Source organism: Nonomuraea deserti (assembly GCF_004348685.1).
In the GTDB taxonomy this organism is placed as follows: Bacteria; Actinomycetota; Actinomycetes; order Streptosporangiales; family Streptosporangiaceae; genus Nonomuraea; species Nonomuraea deserti.
Map to the genome: position 1 here is coordinate 1 of NZ_SMKO01000131.1, position 15,977 is coordinate 15,977.

Annotated in this window: 14 protein-coding genes; 8 read left to right on the top strand and 6 right to left on the bottom strand. The window is 72.3% G+C overall.

The window, feature by feature from the left end; all coding sequences use genetic code 11:
• On the top strand, nucleotides 1-3,240 hold a 3,240-nt coding region (dnaE, locus tag E1292_RS34220), incomplete at its 5' end, for a DNA polymerase III subunit alpha (RefSeq protein ID WP_132600819.1).
• A 16-nt stretch (nucleotides 3,241-3,256) separates the two neighbouring features.
• Here dnaE and E1292_RS34225 read toward each other — a convergent pair.
• On the bottom strand, nucleotides 3,257-3,979 hold the full coding sequence (locus E1292_RS34225; RefSeq protein ID WP_132600822.1) for a DUF4328 domain-containing protein: 723 nt from the start codon (nucleotides 3,977-3,979) through the stop codon (nucleotides 3,257-3,259).
• A 46-nt stretch (nucleotides 3,980-4,025) separates the two neighbouring features.
• Nucleotides 4,026-4,673 (bottom strand): response regulator, encoded by a 648-nt coding sequence (locus E1292_RS34230; RefSeq protein ID WP_132600825.1) that lies wholly within the window; start codon nucleotides 4,671-4,673, stop codon nucleotides 4,026-4,028.
• A gap of 91 nt (nucleotides 4,674-4,764) precedes the next feature.
• Between E1292_RS34230 and E1292_RS34235 the strand changes: the two genes are divergently transcribed.
• Together E1292_RS34235 and E1292_RS34240 are read left to right on the top strand one after the other, a co-directional pair.
• Nucleotides 4,765-5,442 carry an ABC transporter ATP-binding protein gene (locus E1292_RS34235; RefSeq protein ID WP_132600828.1) on the top strand — a complete coding sequence of 226 codons (678 nt, stop codon included), beginning with the start codon at nucleotides 4,765-4,767 and terminating at the stop codon, nucleotides 5,440-5,442.
• Nucleotides 5,439-7,367 carry an FtsX-like permease family protein gene (locus E1292_RS34240; protein WP_132600831.1) on the top strand — a complete coding sequence of 643 codons (1,929 nt, stop codon included), beginning with the start codon at nucleotides 5,439-5,441 and terminating at the stop codon, nucleotides 7,365-7,367. Before E1292_RS34235 ends, E1292_RS34240 begins: the two co-directional genes overlap by 4 nt.
• Nucleotides 7,368-7,411: 44 nt before the next feature.
• Here E1292_RS34240 and E1292_RS34245 read toward each other — a convergent pair whose 3' ends face one another.
• Nucleotides 7,412-8,413: an LLM class F420-dependent oxidoreductase gene (locus E1292_RS34245; RefSeq protein WP_132600834.1), complete on the bottom strand. Its 1,002-nt coding sequence runs from the start codon at nucleotides 8,411-8,413 to the stop codon at nucleotides 7,412-7,414.
• A gap of 80 nt (nucleotides 8,414-8,493) precedes the next feature.
• On the opposite strand from E1292_RS34245, the gene E1292_RS34250 reads away from it, so the two are divergent.
• The gene (locus E1292_RS34250; RefSeq protein WP_246090528.1) at nucleotides 8,494-9,921 is read left to right on the top strand and encodes a sulfatase family protein; all 1,428 of its coding nucleotides are present in this window, start codon (nucleotides 8,494-8,496) and stop codon (nucleotides 9,919-9,921) included.
• On the opposite strand, the gene E1292_RS34255 is transcribed toward E1292_RS34250, so the two are convergent.
• Nucleotides 9,915-10,616, bottom strand: a complete 702-nt coding sequence (locus E1292_RS34255) for a FadR/GntR family transcriptional regulator (protein ID WP_132600840.1) — start codon at nucleotides 10,614-10,616, stop codon at nucleotides 9,915-9,917. The two genes, E1292_RS34250 and E1292_RS34255, sit on opposite strands and share 7 nt — an antisense overlap.
• 86 nt (nucleotides 10,617-10,702) lie before the next feature.
• On the opposite strand from E1292_RS34255, the gene E1292_RS34260 reads away from it, so the two are divergent.
• Genes E1292_RS34260 through E1292_RS34270 form a run of 3 tightly spaced genes read left to right on the top strand, consistent with a single transcriptional unit; the run spans nucleotide 10,703 to nucleotide 13,375 of the window.
• Nucleotides 10,703-11,434: a (Fe-S)-binding protein gene (locus E1292_RS34260; protein WP_132600843.1), complete on the top strand. Its 732-nt coding sequence runs from the start codon at nucleotides 10,703-10,705 to the stop codon at nucleotides 11,432-11,434.
• Nucleotides 11,431-12,831, top strand: coding sequence for a lactate utilization protein B (locus E1292_RS34265; RefSeq protein WP_132600846.1), 1,401 nt, complete (start codon nucleotides 11,431-11,433; stop codon nucleotides 12,829-12,831). The genes E1292_RS34260 and E1292_RS34265 overlap by 4 nt, the downstream gene beginning before the upstream one ends.
• Entirely contained in the window at nucleotides 12,818-13,375 is a 558-nt protein-coding gene (locus E1292_RS34270) for a LutC/YkgG family protein (RefSeq protein WP_132600849.1), read from the top strand. The genes E1292_RS34265 and E1292_RS34270 overlap by 14 nt, the downstream gene beginning before the upstream one ends.
• Here E1292_RS34270 and E1292_RS34275 read toward each other — a convergent pair.
• A complete protein-coding gene (locus E1292_RS34275; RefSeq protein WP_132600852.1) occupies nucleotides 13,365-14,384 on the bottom strand; it encodes a baeRF2 domain-containing protein in 1,020 nt (339 codons plus the stop codon). The genes E1292_RS34270 and E1292_RS34275 overlap by 11 nt on opposite strands.
• 1 nt (nucleotide 14,385) lies before the next feature.
• Entirely contained in the window at nucleotides 14,386-14,790 is a 405-nt protein-coding gene (locus E1292_RS34280; protein ID WP_132600855.1) for a DUF2795 domain-containing protein, read from the bottom strand.
• A gap of 77 nt (nucleotides 14,791-14,867) precedes the next feature.
• Between E1292_RS34280 and E1292_RS34285 the strand changes: the two genes are divergently transcribed.
• Nucleotides 14,868-15,947, top strand: coding sequence for a GNAT family N-acetyltransferase (locus tag E1292_RS34285; RefSeq protein WP_165974882.1), 1,080 nt, complete (start codon nucleotides 14,868-14,870; stop codon nucleotides 15,945-15,947).
• Nucleotides 15,948-15,977: the final 30 nt, after the last annotated feature.

Sequence of the window (15,977 nt, forward strand, 5' to 3'; positions counted from 1 at the left end):
GAGCTGGCCGGCGAGTGGGCGGGCGGGCCGGGCGGCGACCACGGGTTCGGCGCCGACGACGGGCTCGTGGTGCTGCTCGGCCCCAGGTCCGACGTGGGCCGCGCGGTGGCGGAACGCCGCGACGAGCAGGCAAGGACGCTGCTCGGCCTGTGGCGCGCCGCGGTGCCCGGCGTGGTGATCGAGCTGGTCGACCAGTACGGCTTCCGCGACGCCATCACGGCCGTGCGCATGCTCGGGCTGGCCGAGTCGATGGGCGTGCCGGCCGTGCTGACCAACGCCACCCGCTACCTCGACCCGGCCGACCACCAGGTCGGCGACGTGCTCGACGCGGCCCGCCAGCTCGTCCCGCTGCACCCTCGCCATCTCGACCGCACCACCTCCCACGCCTACCTCAAGAGCGGCAAGGAGATGGCGCAGGTCGCGGCCAAGGTCTGCGGCGCCGACCAGGAGCGGGTCGCGAGGTTGCTGTTCACCACCAGGCGGCTGGCCGAGGCGTGCGCGATCGACCCTGCCGGGCTGCTCGCGCTCCGGAACGACCCGCCCGACCTGCACCTGCCCGAGATCGGCCGCGACCCGGTGCCGCTGCTGCGCCACCGCGTCGAGGACGGCCTGCTCGCGCGCGGCCTCGACCGCTCCGCCGACGCCAGGCGGCGTCTCCAGGACGAGCTGGCCATCATCGAGAAGAAGCGCCTGTCCGGATATTTCATCGCCGTGGCCGGCATCACCGACATGATCCGCGGCATGGGCATCCGCTGCGCCATCCGCGGCTCGGGAGCGGGCAGCCTGGTCAACTACCTCATCGGCATCGGCGAGGTCAACCCGCTCGACCACGGCCTGCTCATGGAGCGTTTCCTGTCGGAGGGCCGCATCGGGCTGCCCGACATCGACGTCGACGTCGAGTCGGCCCGCCGCCTCGACTGCTACAAAGCCATCTTCGAGCGCTACGGCGAGGCGCGCGTGGCCTGCGTGTCCATGATGGAGACCTACCGGGCGCGCAGCGCCATCCGCGACGTCGCCGGCGCGATGGGCCTGCCGCCGCACGAGATCGACGCCATCGCCAAGGCGTTCCCGCACATCAGGGCCAAGCAGATCACCGCGTCGCTGAACGACCTGCCCGAGCTGCGCGAGAGCCGGCTCGGCGACGCGGGGCTGGAGCGGGTGTTCCGGCTGGCGGAGAAGCTCGACGGCCTGCCCAGGCACATCGCGCTGCATCCCTGCGGCGTGCTGGTCGGAAACGCGGGGCTGCGCGACAGGACGCCGGTGGAGCGCAGCCTGCTGGAGTTCCCCATGTCGCAGTTCGACAAGGAAGACGTCGAGGAGGCCGGGCTGCTCAAGCTCGACGTGCTGGGCGTGCGGATGCAGTCGGCGCTGGCGTACGCGCTGGGCGAGATCAAGCGGGTGGACGACGTCGTGGTCGAGCTGGACACCCCGCAAGGGGACGCGTCGAATGTTCAGTACGTCCCGCACGACGACCAGGACACCTACGACATGATCAGCGCCGGCCGCACCCTCGGCTGCTTCCAGATCGAGTCGCCCGGGCAGCGCGAGCTGGTCGCCAAGCTGGAGCCGCGCAGGATGCACGATCTGATCGTGGACATCTCACTGTTCCGTCCCGGCCCCGTCAACTCCGACATGGTCACCCCCTACCTGGAGGCCAGGCACGGGTGGCGCAAGCCGTACTACCCGCACGAGAGGCTGCGGGAGGCGCTGAAGGAGACGCACGGCGTCGTGGTGTTCCACGAGCAGGTGCTCAAGATCGTCTCAGTGATGACCGGGCGCGACCTGTCGTTCGCCGAGCTGCTGCGGCGCACCCTGGACACCCCGGAGGGGCGCGAACGGGTGCGCAGGACGTTCGTGCCCATGGCCAAGGCCAACGGGTTCGGCGACGCGGCCGTCGAGCGGGCCTGGAAGGTGCTGGACGCGTTCGGGGCGTTCGGGTTCTGCAAGGCGCACGCGGCGGCGTTCGCGCTGCCCACCTACCAGTCGGCCTGGCTGAAGCGGCACCACGCCGCGGCGTTCTTCGCCGGCGTGCTCACGCACGAGCCCGGCATGTACCCACCGCGCGTCATCATCGACGAGGCCAGGCAGTGCGGCATCAAGATCCTGCCGCTCGACGTCAACAGGTCGGGCAAGGACTGGCTGGTCGAGCGGCTCGGGCCGCGCGTGCGGGTGCGCGTGCGCCCGTCCGAGCTGGGCGACGGCCCGGCCAGGCGGCGGGGCTTCCGCCAGGAGGAGATCGGCAAGGGGTACGCGTTGCGGGTGCCGTTCTCGGCGGTCAAGGGGGTGAGCGAGGCGGAGGTCGAGCGGATGGTCGCCGGCCAGCCGTACACCTCGCTGGCCGACTTCTGGGACCGCGCCCGGCCCTCCCGGCCCACGATCGAGCGGATCGTCCAGGTCGGCGGCCTGGACGCGCTCCACGACCTGCACCCCGGCGGGCCCCGCTGGCGTCCGGGCGAGCTGACCCGCCGCGACCTCATCGCCCAGGTCGGCGCGCTCGACCGGGGTTCGGCGATCGGCGTGCGGGCGGGCCCGCGCAGGTCCAGGCGCTACGCCGCCCCGCCCTCCCGGGAGGAACACCCGTCCGTGCAGCTCCCGCTCGGTTTCGGCGAGCACCTCCCGCCGGGCGAGCTGCCCGAGATGACGGAGACGGAGATGGTCGAGGCCGAGCTGGAGATCCTGGGCATCGACGTCAGCCGGCACGTCATCAGCTTCCACGACGAGCTGCTCGACGCGCTCGGAGTGGTACGTTCCAGAGACCTCCTCGCCCAGCGCAACGGGGCGGAGGTGCTGGTCGCGGGGGTCAAGGTGGCGACCCAGACGCCTGCCGTGCGCTCGGGCCAGCGGGTCATCTTCGCCACGCTCGACGACTCGACGGGGCCGGTCGACCTGACGTTCTTCGAGTCGGTGCAGGGGCGGTGCGCGTCGATCGTGTTCGGCTCGTGGCTCATGCTGGCCAGAGGGGTGGTCAGGCGCACGGGCACGCGGGCGGTGTCGATGCGCGCGGTCGACTGCTGGAACCTGGTGGATCTCGACGCGCTCTGGCGCTCCCAGGGCATCGAGGCGGTCCGCGCCGTCATCAGCCGGACCCCGGACGACCTCGCGGGGGTCGGGGGCCGCGCCATCGAATATGCCAACGGGTTCAGGCTCTCGCCCTACTCCGACCTCGGCCCGGCCGTCACCGAACCGCCCAGGCGGCTCTGGCACGCCAGCCCCGGCAGCTCGGGCCCGACGGCCGCCTAGCGCTTCCGGACCGGTCCTAGCCCGTACGCCCGATCGGGGTGGAGCCGGAGGCCGGATGAGGCTGGGGAGAGAAGGCGTGTACGGTGCCGGGCTCCGCCGGCCGGGGAGCGCGGGAGCCCCGCTGGAGCCGGGTGAGCTCGCGTACGGTGGCCGCGCACAGCAGGGCGGCCAGCGTCGAGCAGGACAGCTCCAGCATCCCCACCCCCGTCAGGTCGAGCTCCGACGAGCCGAGCGGCAGCCGCACGGTGACCAGCACCAGCATGGCCAGCCAGCTCAGCCACCAGCCCGTCAGCAGCGCCAGCCACCGGCCGCGCCGGCCGGCGGGCGGCCGGGCGCCGCGCCACGCCTCGTCGACCAGCACCGCGGGAGCGATCAGGTTGATGCCGGGGATCAGCCAGGCGGCCGCCACGGGGCCGGTGGCGGCCGAGCGGTCGTTGGCCTGCCTGACCCGCACGAGCCAGGTGACGTAGGCCGCGGCGACCGCGATGGAGGTGCCCGCCACCAGCATCATCAGCACCGCGAACACCGTCACCGCCCCGACCACGGCCTCCGCGTCGGCCCCGGTCGGCCGGCCGCCGAACGCGGCGAGCTGGACGGCGAGGTCGCGGCCCCGCGCCCGCTCGAAGATCACGAGAGCGCCGAGGGAGAGGACCTGGGCGACCAGAGTCACATGTACGGCGAAGGCGGCTCTCGCGGGCGATGCCTGGGTGTGGCGCACGTTGTTCTCCCCCCGGGCCATGCGCTGAGGTTCTGATTCACTTCTATCCCGCCAGCCCTTCGCTTAATCAGCTCACCACGCCGGATTCCCACGCCCACGCCGCGATTTCCACCCGGTTCCTGACGCCGAGTTTGGCGAAGATGCTGCCCAGATGTGTCTTGACCGTCGACAGCGACACGAACAGCTCCGCGGCCACCTCCTGGTTGGTGCGTCCCCTGGCGATCAGGCGCACGACGTCCAGCTCGCGCTCGGTCAGCGGGTCGTTCATGGGAGCCGGGGCCCGCCGGGGCTGGGCCACGTGCTGGAGCAGCCGTACGGTCACCGACGGCGACACCAGCGCGTCGCCCGCCGCCGCGGCCCTGACGGCTTCGATCAGCAGCGTGGGCCCGCTGTCCTTGAGCAGGAACCCCGTCGCGCCGGAGCGCAGCGCTCCGTAGACGTACTCGTCCAGGTCGAAGGTGGTGACGATGACGACCCGCAGCGGGTTCTCCACGCCCGGGCCGGCCAGGGCGCGGGTCACCTCGAGCCCGTCGAGCTTGGGCATCCTGATGTCGAGCAGGCACACGTCGGGCCTGAGCCGGCGGGCCTCCGCCACGGCCTCGGCCCCGTCGGCCACCGCGGCCACGACCTCCATGTCCGGTTGTGCGTCCAGAATCATCTGGAAGCCGGTACGTACCAGTTGCTGATCGTCGGCGATGAGAACCCGAATAGTCACGCACCAACTCTAGAGATCGGCCGTTCGGCCGATGCGGTCTTGGCCGCCCGGCCGATCCGCCGCACCCCCGGCCGCCCCGAGGCTGGACGCCATGAACGACGTACTTGTTGGACGAGCCCTGGCCAAGAGGTTCGGGCAGACGGTCGCCCTGGGCGGCGTGGACATCACGGTACGAGCCGGCGAAGCCGTGGCGATCATGGGCCCGAGCGGGTCCGGCAAGTCGACGCTGCTGCACTGCCTGGCCGGGATCATGAAACCTGACTCGGGGGAGGTGCACCTGCTCGGCCGGCGCATCGACGCCATGTCCGAGCGCCGGCGCAGCGCGCTGCGCCGCACCCGCTTCGGCTTCGTCTTCCAGTTCGGCCAGCTCCTGCCCGAGCTGCCCGCGGAGGAGAACGTGGCGCTCCCGCTCATGCTGGACGGGGTGCCGCGAGCGCAGGCCGTGCGCCGGGCGCGCGAGTGGTTCGGGCCGCTCGGCCTGGGGTCCATGGAGACCAGGCGGCCCGGCGAGCTGTCCGGCGGCCAGGCGCAGCGGGTGGCCATCGCCAGGGCGCTGGTGAGCAGGCCGGCCGTGGTGTTCGCGGACGAGCCCACGGGCGCGCTCGACCAGCGGACCGGCCACGACACGATGCGGCTGCTCGCGGAGGCGACCAAGCACAACGACGCCTCCCTGATCGTCGTCACCCACGACCCTGACGTGGCCGCGTGGTGCGACCGCACGGTGGAGGTACGCGACGGACTGATCCTGCCGAGCGGGGTGCGCGCGTGAACCTCGGCCTGACCTGGCGGCTGCTGAAGGGCGGCGGCAAGGGGATGCTCGGCACCTGGCTCACCCTGGGCGCCGTCGCCGTGTCCACGGCGCTGCTGCTGTTCGCCGTGGCCGCGAACTTCGCCTTCGAGGTCAGGGGCGAGCGCGGCGCATGGCGCAACCCGGTCCCCGCGACGTCCGGCGCGGTGGCCGTCGAGGCGTCCCGCTACGACTACGTACGCGACCAGGCGATCACCGTCGTCGACCTGGGCGCGCTCGGCCGGGCGCCCGCCCCTCCCGGCATGCCGCGCTTCCCCGCCCCGGGCGAGGTGTGGCTCTCACCCGCGCTGGCCGCGCTGGCCGCCCGGCTGCCCGCGGGCGAGCTCGCCGACCGTTACCCCGATCCCGCCGGCGTGCTCGGTGACGAGGCGCTGATCCACCCGGACGAGCTCGTCGCCGTCGTCGGCCACGAGCCGGGCGACCTCGCGCTGACCGCGGCGCGCAGCGACGACTGGGTCATCGCCAAGCCACCCACGAAGGTGGCCGATCTGGCGGGCACGCCGAGCGAGGACTCGGAGGCGTACCGGATGCTCGCGCTCATCGCGAGCGTGCTCATGGTGGTTCCGCTGCTGGTCTTCGGCGGCGCCGCGGCCAGGCTCACCGTGGCCAGACGTGACCAGCGCCTGGCCGCGCTGCGCCTGGTCGGCGCGACGCCGGGGCAGGTCGTCGCCATGACCGTGGCGGAGGCGATGATCGTCGCGCTGGCCGGCGCCCTCGTGGGGGCGGTCGCGTTCGCCCTGGCCGTGCCGTTGCTGGCGGGCATCGAGATGCAGGGCGGCCCGTGGTTCGCCGCGGACCTGTTCCCCGGCCCGCTGATCCTGGCCGCGGTGCTGGTCGCGGTGCCGCTGCTGGTGGGGCTCTCCGCGGTGATCGGGCTGCGGCGCGTCGTGGTGAGCCCGCTCGGCGTGGCCAGGCGGGAGACCCCGCCCGCCATGCGGTTCGTACGGGTGCTCGCCCTGCTGGCCGTGCTGGCCGCGTTCCCCATGCTGAGCCGGGGCTCCAGCGTCACGATCGTCGCCGTGGCGCTCGGCCTGGCGTTCCTCTGCGTCAACCTGGCCGGTCCCTGGGTGGTCGGCGTGATCGGCAGGATCACGGCCGCGAGCGCGCGCCGGCCCGCCCGGCTGCTGGCGGGCCGGCGGCTGGTGGACGACCCGCGTTCGGCCTGGCGCACGGTGAGCGGCGTGGCGCTGACGGGGTTCGTGGCGGGCTTCCTCGGCCTGCTCAGCCCGGGGGCGTTCGAGAGCGAGGCGGGGCCGCCCCAGCTCCGGGTCACCGCGCCGGCCGGGCAGGTGGCGAAGGTGACCGAGCAGGCCCGCCGGCGGCTGGCGAAGGCGGGGGTGCCGGCCACCGTGAAGGCGTCGGACCGGGTCGTCGTCGCTGCTCTGGGCAGCGCCGCCGACGCGGCCGCCGTCGATCGGGCGCGCACCGCGCTCGCCGGGCTCGTCCCCGGCCGCACCCCCACGACGAAGACCGACGACCAGCGGTTCGGCGTGCAGATCCTGGCCGACGTCCGCGTGGGCACCATCGTCGTGCTGTCGGTGTCGTTCCTCGTGGCCATCGCCAGCGCGGGCATCACGGCCGCGTCGGCGATCCTGGACCGGCGGCAGACGTACGGGCTGCTGCGCCTGGCGGGCACGCCGCTTGAGGTGCTCGACGGGGCCCGCCGTGCCGAGACGCTCATCCCGCTGGCCGTGATGGGCGGCGGCGCGATCCTGGTGGGGGTGTTCTGCGCGACGCCGTTCATGCTGGGCGGGATCAGCACGGTGGGCGCGGTCACGCTGCTCGCCTGCGTCGCGGCCGGCTTCGCCGGCGTGATCGGGGCGGGGGCGCTGAGCCGGCCGCTGCTGCGGTCGGTCACCGCCGACCCGGCGCCGCGTCCCGACTGACGGTCGAGCCCGCCCCTTCGCCGTTTCACGAACGATCGGGCGGCTCAGCCCAGGACGAGGTCGCGCACCAGCTTCAGCGAGGGCTCGTCGCGCGGGCCCATGACCAGCAGGCTCGTGACGGGGCTGGCGCGCCAGAGCTCCAGGCGTTCCTTGATCCGGCCGGGCGGGCCGACGAGCGAGATGCCGTCGGCCAGCTGGTCCGGGATCGCCCGGAACGCCTCGTCCCTGCGCCCGGCCAGGTAGAGCGACTGGATGTGCTCGGCGGCCTCGGCGTAGCCCATCCTGCCGATGATGTCGGCGTGGAAGTTGCGCTGCTTCGCCCCCATACCGCCGATGTAGAGGGTCAGCATCATCTTCACGCCGTCGAGCGCGGAGCGGACGTCGTCGGAGATCACCACCATCACCATGGCGGCCACGTCGAAGCCCTCGGCGGCGCCCGCCAGCGACGGGCCGTACATCTCCTCGATCTTGGAGGGGAACGCGAACAGCGGCAGCCAGCCCTGGGCGACCTCGGCGGCCAGGGCCACGTTCCTCGGGCCCTCCGCCCCGAGGTAGACGGGGATGTCGGGGCGGAGCGGATGGGTGATGAGCTTGAGCGGCTTGCCCAGTCCGCCCGCGAGCGGGAGCGGGTAGTGCGGGCCGTCGCTGGTGACCGGCTCCTCGCGGCGCCACACCCTGCGCATGATCTCGACGTACTCGCGGGTCCTGGCCAGCGGCTTCGCGAACGGCTGGCCGTACCAGCCCTCCACGACCTGCGGGCCCGACGCGCCCACGCCGAGCAGCAGCCGGCCGCCGGTGAGGTGGTCGAGGGTCATCGCCGTCATCGCCGTCGTGACGGGCGGCCTGGCCGAGATCTGGGCGATCGAGGTGCCCAGCTTGATGCGGCTGGTGCGCGCGCCGTACCAGGCCAGCGGGGTGAAGACGTCGCTGCCGTACGCCTCCGCGGTCCAGACCGAGTCGTAGCCGAGCCGCTCGGCGGCGAGCACCGACTCCGTCGCGTCGTCGGCGCCGCGCTGCCAGTAACCGAGATTCAGGCCGAGCTTCATGATCCACCTCCGGAGGTAGATTCCATTCACCCCGGGGCGCCCTCCTGTGTCAATGGACATTCCGGGGGAAGTGGAAGCCTGTGCTGAAGGCTCTGTCGCGACTCGTCTGCCTGCTGCTTCTCCTGCCGGCGGGCGGGGTCGCGACGGCCGAGGGCGGCTCCCGGCCGAACATCGTGTTCGTGCTGGCCGACGACCTCGAGACCGGGACGCTCGGCTATTTCCCGAACATCACCCGGCATCTCGTCCACCAGGGCGCCTCGTTCGAGCGGTATTTCGCCACCAACCCCTGGTGCTGCCCGTCGAGGGCATCGACGCTGCGCTCGCAGTACGTCCACAGCCATCGCGTATGGACCAACACCGCACCGGAAGGCGGGTTCGACCGCTTCCATACGCAAGGCTTGGAACGTTCCACCATTGGAACCTGGATGAAGCAGGCCGGCTACCGCACCGCCCTCATGGGCAAATATCTCAACCACTATCCCGGTGCCACGGCCCAGGAGACGTACGTGCCGCCCGGCTGGGACGAGTGGGCCGTGCCGGTGCGCAGGCTCTACCACGAGTACGGCTACCGGCTCAACGACAACGGCCGCGTGGCCGACTACGGCTGGTCGGAGAGCGACTACCTGACCGACGTGCTGTCCCGCAAGGCCCGCGACTTCGTCGCGGCGTCGAAGGAGCCGTTCTTCCTCTACCTGGCGCCCATCCCGCCGCACAACCCGGCCAACCCCGCGCCACGGCACGCCGGCGCCTTTCCCACCGCCAAGGCGCCGCGGACCCCGTCGTTCGACCAGGAGGACGTCAGCCGGGAGCCGCTGTGGGTGCGCGAGCTGCCGAGGATCGGGCCGGCCGGGGAGGAACGGATCGACGAGCGGTTCCGCGCCAGGCTGCGGGCCATGCTCGGCGTGGACGACCTCGTCGGCTCGCTGGTGAAGACCCTCCGCGAGCAGGGCAAACTCGACGACACCTACATCTTCTTCGCCTCCGACAACGGCTTCCACCTGGGCACCCACCGGCTCAAGCGGGGCAAGACCACCCCGTTCGAGGAGGCTGTCAGGGTGCCGCTCGTCGTCCGCGGCCCCGGCGTGGTCGCGGGCTCCAGGGTCTCCTCGCTGACCTCCGTGGTGGACCTGCCGGCGACGTTCGCCGCGCTGGGCGGGGCCCCGGCGCCGCCGTTCGTCGAGGGGCGCTCGCTGGTGCCGCTGCTGGCGGGCCGGCCGCCGGCGGAGTGGCGCAGGAACGTGCTGGTCGAGTTCGCCAGGCCGGCCAACAGGGCGTCGGCCCGGCAGACTCCGGTGCCGGGCTACCGGGCGGTGCGCACGGATCAGTACGCCTATGTCCAATACGCGACGGGGGAGCGACAGCTCTACGACCTGCACGCGGATCCGTACCAGCTGGACAACCTCGCAGGGAGCGCCGATCCCGCGCTGGTGGCCGGTCTGGAGCGGCGGCTGCAGGCGATGATGGCCTGCTCGGGCGTCACCTGCCGGCAGGCGGACATGGCTCAGTGATCGAACAGCGACGGGTACGCGTGCGCCAGGTGCTCCGATACCGCCCTGGCGGCCCCGTCCGCGTCGCCGGCCTCGATGGCCCGCAGGATGCGTACGTGGCCGGCGCGCAGGGTCGCGGTGTCCCCGAGGCGCTCGACCGCTTCGACGGCGTACCTCCGCATCGAGTCGCGTAGCGAGCGCATGATGGCCGAGATGAGCCGGTTGCCGGACGCGTCCGCGATCGCGCAGTGGAAGGCGGTGTCGTGCTCCACGAACTCCTCCGCCGTTCTCGCTCCGTCCATCCCGGAGAGCGCGGCGGCGAGCGCGGACGTGCCGGCCCCTGCCGAGGCCGCGTGGGAGGCGGCCCACTGCTCGATCATGTGCCGGGCGTCGATGACCTCGCGCAGCTCCAGGCCCGCCATGCCGAGGTGCAGCCGGAGCAGGTCGGTCAGCGCCGTCTCCGGGCGCGAGGTCAGCACCGCGCCCGCGTCGGGGCCCCGGCCCACCTGCGAGGAGACCACGCCGAGCGACTCCAGCACGCGCATGGCCTCGCGTACGGACGACCGGCTGACGCCGAGCTGCTCGGCCAGCTGGCGTTCGGCGGGCAGCCGGTCGCCGGCGGTGAGGCCGTCCTCCGCGATGCGCCGTTCGATCTGGGCGAGCACGTCCTCGAACGTCCGCGTCCGCTTCACGGGACGCCAGCCGCCGTCGTCCAACGGAACCTCCCCATGGTGGCCGGAAAGTGTGTGGTTCGATATGGTCTGACCATACTGTGGTCGGACCATACCTCAGAAGGAGAGTCGTGCGAGTCGCCCTGTTCATCACGTGCGTGAACGACACGCTCTTCCCCGGCACGGGCAAGGCCGTCGTGTCGCTCCTGCGCAGGCTCGGCTGCGACGTGGACTTCCCCGCCGCCCAGACGTGCTGCGGGCAGATGCACGTCAACACCGGCTACCGGGAGGAGGGCGTGCGGCTGGCGCGGCACTTCACCGAGGTCTTCGCCGGATATGACGTGGTCGTGGCGCCGTCGGGGTCGTGCGCGGCCATGGTCCGCGAGCAGTACCCGAAGCTGGCCCGGCCGGGCAGCAGGGGGGCGGCGGCGATCGCCGAGGTCGCGCCGAAGGTGTACGAGCTGTCGGAGTTCCTGGTCGACGTTCTGAAAAAGGACGATGTAGGCGCATATTTCCCGCACCGGGTGACATATCACCCGACGTGCCACTCGCTCCGCGGCCTCCGCCTGGGCGACCGGCCGGCCAGGCTGCTGCGGAACGTGCGCGGGCTCGAACTCGTGCCGCTGCCCGGTGCGGAGGAGTGCTGCGGCTTCGGTGGCACGTTCGCGGTCAAGAACCCGGCCGTCTCCGCCGCGATGGGCGCCGACAAGACCCGCAACATCCTGGACACGGGGGCCGAGGTGATCTGCGCGGCGGACAACTCGTGCCTGATGCACATCGGCGGCACCCTGAGCCGCCAGAGGACCGGGGTCAGGACGATGCACCTGGCCGAGATCCTCGCATCGACGGAGGAGGCCCAATGAGTGCGACGTTCCTCGGCATGCCCGGAAATTTCCCGAAAAACGCCTCGCAGGCCGTACAGAACTCCCAGCTCCGCTACAACCTCCGCAAAGCCACTCACACCATCCGCGGCAAGCGCGCCGGCGTCGTCGCCGAACTGCCCGACTGGCAGGAGCTCCGCGCGGCCGGCAAGGCCATCAAGGATCACACGCTCCGCAACCTCGACCGCTACCTCGTCATGATGGAGGAGGCGGTGACCAGTGCGGGCGGCACCGTCCACTGGGCCAGGGACGCCGCCGAGGCCAACCGCATCGTCGCCGGCCTGGTCCAGGCCACGGGCGAGCGCGAGGTCGTCAAGGTCAAGTCGATGGCCACCCAGGAGATCGGGCTCAACGAGGCGCTGGCCGAGCAGGGCATCGCGGCGTACGAGACCGACCTGGCCGAGCTGATCGTCCAGCTCGGCGACGACTTCCCCAGCCACATCCTGGTCCCCGCGATCCACCGCAACCGGTCGGAGATCCGGGAGATCTTCCTCGACAAGATGCCCGAGGTCCCGGAGAACCTCACCGACGACCCGCCGGCGCTGACCGAGGCGGCCCGGCTTCACCTGCGCGAACGCTTCCTCAGGAGCAAGGTCGCCATCTCCGGCGCGAACTTCATGGTGGCCGAGACCGGCACCCTCGTCGTGCTGGAGTCCGAGGGCAACGGCCGCATGTGCCTGACCCTCCCCGAGACGCTCATCAGCGTGGTGGGGATCGAGAAGCTCCTCCCCTCATGGCGGGATCTCGAGGTGTTCCTCCAGCTCCTGCCGAGAAGCTCCACGGGCGAGCGGATGAATCCCTACACGAGCATGTGGACGGGCGCCGTCGAGGGCCAGGACTTCCACCTGGTCCTGCTCGACAACGGCCGCACCGACGTGCTCGCCGACGAGGTGGGCCGCCAGGCGCTGCGCTGCATCCGCTGCTCGGCCTGCCTGAACGTGTGCCCGGTCTACGAGCGCGTGGGCGGCCACGCCTACGGCTCGGTCTACCCTGGCCCGATCGGCGCGATCCTCACCCCGCAGCTCAGGGGCATGTCGTCCGAGCTCGACGCCTCGCTGCCGTTCGCCTCCAGCCTCTGCGGGGCCTGCTACGACGTCTGCCCGGTCGCCATCGACATCCCGGAGGTCCTGGTGGACCTGCGGTCCAAGGCCCCTCACCCGGCCGCCGAGCGGGCGGGCATGAAGGTCGCCGGCTGGATACTCAACGACCACGTACGGCTCGCCAAGGCCCAGCGCGCGGCCACCCGCCTGCGCGGGCTGCTGCCGAAACGGCTGCCGGGTCCGGCGTCGGCATGGACGGACACGCGGGATCTCCCCGAGATCCCGGACGAGTCCTTCAGGGACTGGTGGGAGCGAGGAGGGCCGGATGAGCGCGCGTGACGAGATCCTCGCCAGGATCGGCCGGGCCGTGGCCGGCGCGCAGGACGTCGAGATCCCCCGCGGCTACCGCACGACCCAGCAGGTGGACGACCTCGTGGGCCTGTTCGCCGAGCGCGTCGACGACTACCGCGCGATCGTGCACGTCATCCCCGGAGGCGACGTGCCCGCCAGGATCGACGAGCTCACCGGCGACCGGCGCATGATCGTCCCCGACGGCTTCGACCGCGCGGGCGGCTGGCCCGAACTCGGCACGGCCGACGGCGTGATCACCGGTTGCGCCGTGGCCATCGCCGAGACGGGCACGATCGTCCTCGACCACGGCCCCGGGCAGGGAACGCGAGCGCAGACGCTCGTCCCCGACTACCACCTGTGCGTGGTGCGCGCCACCCAGATCGTGGCCTGCGTGCCGGAGGCCGTCGCCAGGCTCGACCCGTCGCGCCCGCTCACCTGGATCAGCGGCCCGTCGGCCACCAGCGACATCGAGCTCAACCGGGTCGAAGGCGTGCACGGCCCCAGAACGCTCGAAGTGATCATCAGTACCTGAGCACGGCCGCCACGTCGGCGACCGCGTCGGTGAACCACAACTCCGCGTCCGTCATCGCGGTGGCCCTGGCCAGCGCGGAGTCGGAGCGCTCCCGCACAGGCTCCGGCACGCCCCAGCGCCGCAGCTCGTCCGGGTCGGTGGCGAGCTGGGTGCCGCCCTCGCCGATCCAGACGGGCTTCGGCAGCTCGCCGGGCGTGAGGACGGCCTGCACCCGGCCCTCGCGCAGCGCGTGCGCGACCCTCGCCATCCCGGTCGGGCCGTTCGTCTCCTGGTGACGTTCCAGCAGCTCGGCCCGCTTGCGGTCGAGCCAGCCGTCCAGCGCCCGCTCCACGTCCTCCTCGAACTGGCCGTGGTTGGAGCGGCTGCCGTGCTCGACCATCAGCACCCTGTCGGCGGTCTTGGTGCCGAGGTGCTGCAGCAGGTACGAGCGCGACTTGGCCTCGCCCGCCACCAGGATCAGCTCGGGACCGATGCGGCGCGCCTGCTCGTCGACCTCCTGCGCGACGGCCACGGCGTTCTTCTCCCAGGTCTCGTCCACCGCCCGCTCGTACCGCTTCTGCGACCAGCCGCCCTGGGAGGTCTTCTGCAGCGGCCACGAGGCCGCCTCCACGACGGTCCTGCGCGGCGACCCGGCGCCGAACACCGTCACCTCCGCCCCCGCGTGGTCCACGATCACCCTGATGTGCGGCACGTTCTCGCCACGCCGTACGAGCATGGGCGTGACGCACGGCAGCGGCGACCACAGGGCCATCGGGTGGGGCGGCTCCGCGGAGGGCTCGGCCAGCACCACGTCTCCGTGGGCGGCGAACAGCGACCGCCCCGGCGTGGCCAGGCGGACCTCCTCCTCCAGAGCGTCCAGGGTGGCCTTGCGGCTCTCGCCGTTCACCTCCAGCCGGTCGCGCAGGCTGCGCCACTGGGCCTTGCGCTCGGGAATGGTGAGCGCGCCCAGGTAGACCGAGGCGTACGGGCCCTTCCGCTCGTACAGCGGGCGGATGAGGTCGAGCCGCACGTCACCACCTCCGCTTTTCCACGCCCAGCCCGAGCGCCTCCGCCACCTCCGCCACATTCGCGAAGCGGCGCTCCGGGAGGGAGTCCACCATGTCGGCCACCTCGTCCGGCGCGTCCACACGTGCGGTGTGCTGGGCCAGGTCGTGCTTCGACGCGGGCCAGTGCGCGTCGCTCAGCCATTTGGCCAGATCGCTGCGGACGTCGACGCCCCGTTGCGTGATGCCCTCCGGGGTGCCGGGCTCGTGTCCTGGCGGGTACGACTGCGACTCCTCGCCGGGTGCGGGCATGGCCTCGGGCTCCTTCCACTCCTCGGCGTGCGTCGTGCCGCCGCCGCGGACCAGGCCCTCGGTCTCGTGCTTCTGCTCGTCGTCCAGCCGGGGACCGTGCTTGTCGCTCCCACGTTCCATGGTTCTCTCACTCCTCTCAACTGCGCCCCTACCCCTGCTTTCGTGGGCAAACATCGCGAGTGTGTACCCTGCCGAGGGTGTTCGATCCCGACGTGAGCATCGCCACGGAACGGCTGACGCTGCGGCCGTTCGGCCTCCAGGACGCCGCGCGGATCCGTGCCATCGTCAAGTCGGACGCCCGGTTCCTGCCGCCGGGCGCGCCCGACAGGGCCTCCGGCGTCCCCGCCTGGCTGGCCAGGGGCGTGCACGAGCTGCGCCGCTCGGGGCAGGGCGTCCATCTGGCGATGATCGACGCCGAGGGCCTCGTCGTGGGCGCCATCAGCCTGTTCAAGACCTCGTGGGACGCCGGCACCACCGAGGTCGGTTACGGGGTCCACCCGCTCTACCGGGGCCGCGGCTTCGCCACGGAGGCCGTGCGCGCGCTGGCGGCCTGGACCTTCGAGGCCACCGGGCTGCGCAGGATCGACCTGACCGCCGACATCGACAACATCGCCTCCCTCCGCGTGGCCCAGAAAGCGGGCTTCACCTGGGAAGGCGTGCTGCGGGCCGCGGTGCTGGACGACGACGGCCCGCACGACCTCGTCATGTTCGGCCTGCTGCGCGAGGACCGCCGCACCCCCTCCGACACCCTGCCCAGGACCGAACTGCGCACCGAGCGGCTGCTGCTCAGGCCGCCCACACCCGGCGACGTGCCCGACCTGGCCGCCACGGCCGCCGACCCGGTCACCCAGGCCAGGACGGGCGTGCCGCGCGGCTACACCGAGGAGCACGCGCGGGAGTTCATCGACTTCTGCGAACGCACCCGGATCAGGGGAGCGGGCATCGCCTGGACCGCGGAGGAGCAGGAGACCGGCCGCTACGCCGCGACCGTGGACCTCAGAGACGTCGACTGGTCCCACCGGACCGCCGAGATCGGCTACATGACCGCCCCCTGGGTCCGGGGCATGGGGTACGCGGGCGAGGCCGTGCTCGCGGTCGCGCGCTGGCTGTTCGAGCGGCACGGCTTCAACCGGCTCCAGCTGCGCGCGGCCGTGCCGAACACCGCCTCCCAGCGCGTGGCCGAGAAGGCCGGCTTCGTCCGCGAGGGCGTCGCCCGCGCCTCACTCGGCGGCGACGACCTGGTGGTCTACAGCCTCATCCCGTCCGACCTGGCCTGAAGGCACACCGGACTTTCCCTCCGACCCTTT

Coding starts and splice junctions, on each gene's coding strand:
- E1292_RS34225 (WP_132600822.1), bottom strand. CDS start 3,979: ATGGCCCGGGGGGAGAACAACGTGCGCCACACCCAGGCATCGCCCGCG.
- E1292_RS34235 (WP_132600828.1), top strand. CDS start 4,765: ATGAACGACGTACTTGTTGGACGAGCCCTGGCCAAGAGGTTCGGGCAG.
- E1292_RS34245 (WP_132600834.1), bottom strand. CDS start 8,413: ATGAAGCTCGGCCTGAATCTCGGTTACTGGCAGCGCGGCGCCGACGAC.
- E1292_RS34265 (WP_132600846.1), top strand. CDS start 11,431: ATGAGTGCGACGTTCCTCGGCATGCCCGGAAATTTCCCGAAAAACGCC.
- E1292_RS34270 (WP_132600849.1), top strand. CDS start 12,818: ATGAGCGCGCGTGACGAGATCCTCGCCAGGATCGGCCGGGCCGTGGCC.
- E1292_RS34280 (WP_132600855.1), bottom strand. CDS start 14,790: ATGGAACGTGGGAGCGACAAGCACGGTCCCCGGCTGGACGACGAGCAG.